The organism is Pseudomonas sp. P5_A2_2, from assembly GCF_054177685.1.
Genome location: NZ_JBGCUL010000631.1, coordinates 1 through 2,651, shown reverse-complemented (window position 1 = coordinate 2,651; position 2,651 = coordinate 1). Strand labels below are relative to the sequence as shown.

Below are 2,651 nucleotides of genomic sequence, written 5' to 3'. Positions count from 1 at the left end.
TCGTTGGTGGGACAACAGTCGATGGGCCTTGAATTGGGTGCTTAATCTCGCGTGGTTTGATCGCTTGGGACTTCCACGTCTCTCCTGACCTCAATCCCTCGAACCGCCCGGTGCGGACCCGCATGCCGGGTGGTGTGGCAGGGGTACGGTCTATGAAGGCCGTCCCCTATGCCGATTGGGGGGGGAGGCAGTGACACCGTGCTGAATTCATCGCAGGCAAGCCTGCTCCCACAGGAATGTGGATTGCCCGAGATCTAAAAGTCTTCACGAACACTGTGGGAGCGGGCTTGCCCGCGATGGCGGTGTACCTGATGGTGCGGGACTTGAATTAATAATCCCTGTTCAGGTGCAAAAACACTCAAAAAACCAGATTAATTTATATCCTGTGCACCATTTAACTTCATAAGTGCGACATTTTGCGCTGTTCTTGTGCGCAAGTCGTTTGTTACAGTCCGGCTCGATCTCCTACAACGACAATCAATCTGCCGAGACTTTTCCATGATCGAATCCGTCGAATCCTTTCTTGCGCGCCTGAAAAAACGCGACCCGGATCAACCCGAATTCCACCAGGCTGTGGAAGAAGTTCTGCGCAGTCTGTGGCCGTTTCTTGAGGCCAATCAGCATTACCTGACCTCGGGCATTCTGGAGCGCATCTGTGAGCCGGAGYGGGCGCTGGTGTTTCGCGTGTCGTGGGTCGACGATCAGGGCAAAGTCCAGGTCAATCGCGGGTTCCGCATCCAGATGAACAGCGCGATCGGCCCGTACAAGGGCGGTCTGCGTTTCCACCCGTCGGTGAACATGGGCGTCCTGAAATTCCTCGCCTTCGAACAGACCTTCAAAAACTCCCTGACTTCATTGCCCATGGGCGGTGGCAAGGGTGGTTCGGACTTCGACCCCAAAGGCAAAAGCGACGCGGAAGTCATGCGCTTCTGTCAGGCCTTCATGAGCGAGTTGTATCGCCACATTGGTGCGGACGTTGACGTGCCAGCCGGGGACATCGGCGTCGGTGCGCGGGAAATCGGTTTCCTGTTCGGCCAGCACAAGCGCTTGAGCAACCAGTTCACCAGCGTGCTGACCGGCAAAGGCCCAAGCTACGGCGGCAGCCTGATTCGCCCGCAAGCTACCGGTTTCGGTTGCGTGTACTTCGCCGAAGAAATGCTCAAGCGCCGTGGCCTGGCGGTCGAAGGCAAGCGCGTGGCGATTTCCGGTTCGGGTAACGTCGCGCAGTACGCCGCGCGCAAGGTCATGGATCTGGGCGGCAAAGTGATTTCGCTGTCCGACTCCGAAGGCACGCTGTATTGCGAAAGCGGTTTGACCGAAGAGCAATGGCTGGCCGTACTGGAGCTGAAAAACGTACAACGCGGGCGCATCCGTGAACTGGCTGGCCGTTTTGGCCTGGAGTTCCGCGCCGGTCAGCTGCCATGGAGCCTGAGCTGCGATATCGCGCTGCCGTGCGCGACGCAAAACGAACTGGATGTCGAAGCCGCCCGCACCTTACTGCGCAACGGCTGCATCTGTGTGGCCGAAGGCGCGAACATGCCGACCACCCTCGAGGCGGTGGACCTGTTCATCGAGGCCGACATTCTGTTCGCACCAGGCAAGGCGTCCAACGCCGGCGGCGTGGCGGTGAGCGGGCTGGAAATGTCGCAGAACGCCATGCGCCTGGCGTGGACCGGTGGCGAAGTGGACAGCAAGCTGCACGCGATCATGCAGTCGATTCACCACGCTTGCGTGCACTACGGCGAAGAGGACGGTCGGGTCAATTACGTCAAGGGCGCGAACATCGCCGGCTTCGTGAAGGTCGCCGATGCCATGCTGGCCCAAGGCGTCGTTTAAGTCGGTTCGATGCGAATCACTTCAATCATTTGATCCCCGGCGGGGCGCTGCCACAGTACTTCGTCGTTGAGTTGTGCGCCGAGCAGCGCCCGGCCCAGCGGTGAGCCCCAATTGATCAGGCCGTGGGCGGCATCGGCCTGATCTTCGCCCACCAGTTGTACCCGGCGCTCGGTGGCGTGTTCATCGGCGTAGGTCACCCAACTGCCGATTTGCACTTTCTGGGTCGAGGTCGCGGCGGGTACCACCTGAGCGCTGCCCAGGCGCTGTTTGAAATAACGCAGATCACGCTCGAGATCGGCCAGGCGCTGTTTGTCCGCCTGCTCACCTTTTGCCGATTGCTCGGCATGCAGGGTTTGCAGTTCGGCGACTTTGCCCTGCAACAGCTTCAGACCTTGCGGCGTGACGTAATTGGGCTGCGCGCTGACTTGCCGTTCGACTGGCTGATCGGCTTGCGCGGTGGCGTTATCTTCATTGACGAAGGCACGGCTCATGGAATTCTCCCGGTATAGGGTTTGGGTCATGGTCGCAGGCATCCGGTTTCACTGGATGTCTGAAAGCGACTTACGGCGAGCGATAGGCCCGGGTGGTGTCCTGGTCTTTCTGCTGCTGCCAGGCTTTGTCCCGTTCTTTCAGATGGCTGTTGCGCTCATCCCTTGGATACGCTGCCCATAGAGAAAGTCTAGAAGTGGATTCGTCGGGTGGTTGTGAAAGGTGTGTGATCAATCGTTTCGGCAAACGACGAGTCCCTGTGGGAGCGAGCTTGCTCGCGATGAGGGACTGACATTCAACAAGTGTGTTGGCTGAAAGGCCGCCAT

At 59.0% G+C, this 2,651-nt stretch carries 2 protein-coding genes and 1 pseudogene; 1 reads left to right on the top strand and 2 read right to left on the bottom strand.

The features are described from left to right. Positions 1–498 precede the first annotated feature (498 nt). The gene (gene gdhA, locus ACXRVY_RS23360; protein ID WP_458238358.1) at positions 499–1,836 is read left to right on the top strand and encodes an NADP-specific glutamate dehydrogenase; all 1,338 of its coding nucleotides are present in this window, start codon (positions 499–501) and stop codon (positions 1,834–1,836) included. Here the strand turns inward: gdhA and ACXRVY_RS23355 are convergent. Then, entirely contained in the window at positions 1,833–2,327 is a 495-nt protein-coding gene (locus tag ACXRVY_RS23355) for a GreA/GreB family elongation factor (protein ID WP_108216413.1), read from the bottom strand. The two genes, gdhA and ACXRVY_RS23355, sit on opposite strands and share 4 nt — an antisense overlap. A gap of 70 nt (positions 2,328–2,397) precedes the next feature. After that, positions 2,398–2,651 (bottom strand): annotated as a pseudogene (locus tag ACXRVY_RS23350) (hypothetical protein); the annotation flags it as partial.

Coding starts and splice junctions, on each gene's coding strand:
- ACXRVY_RS23355 (WP_108216413.1), bottom strand. CDS start 2,327: ATGAGCCGTGCCTTCGTCAATGAAGATAACGCCACCGCGCAAGCCGAT.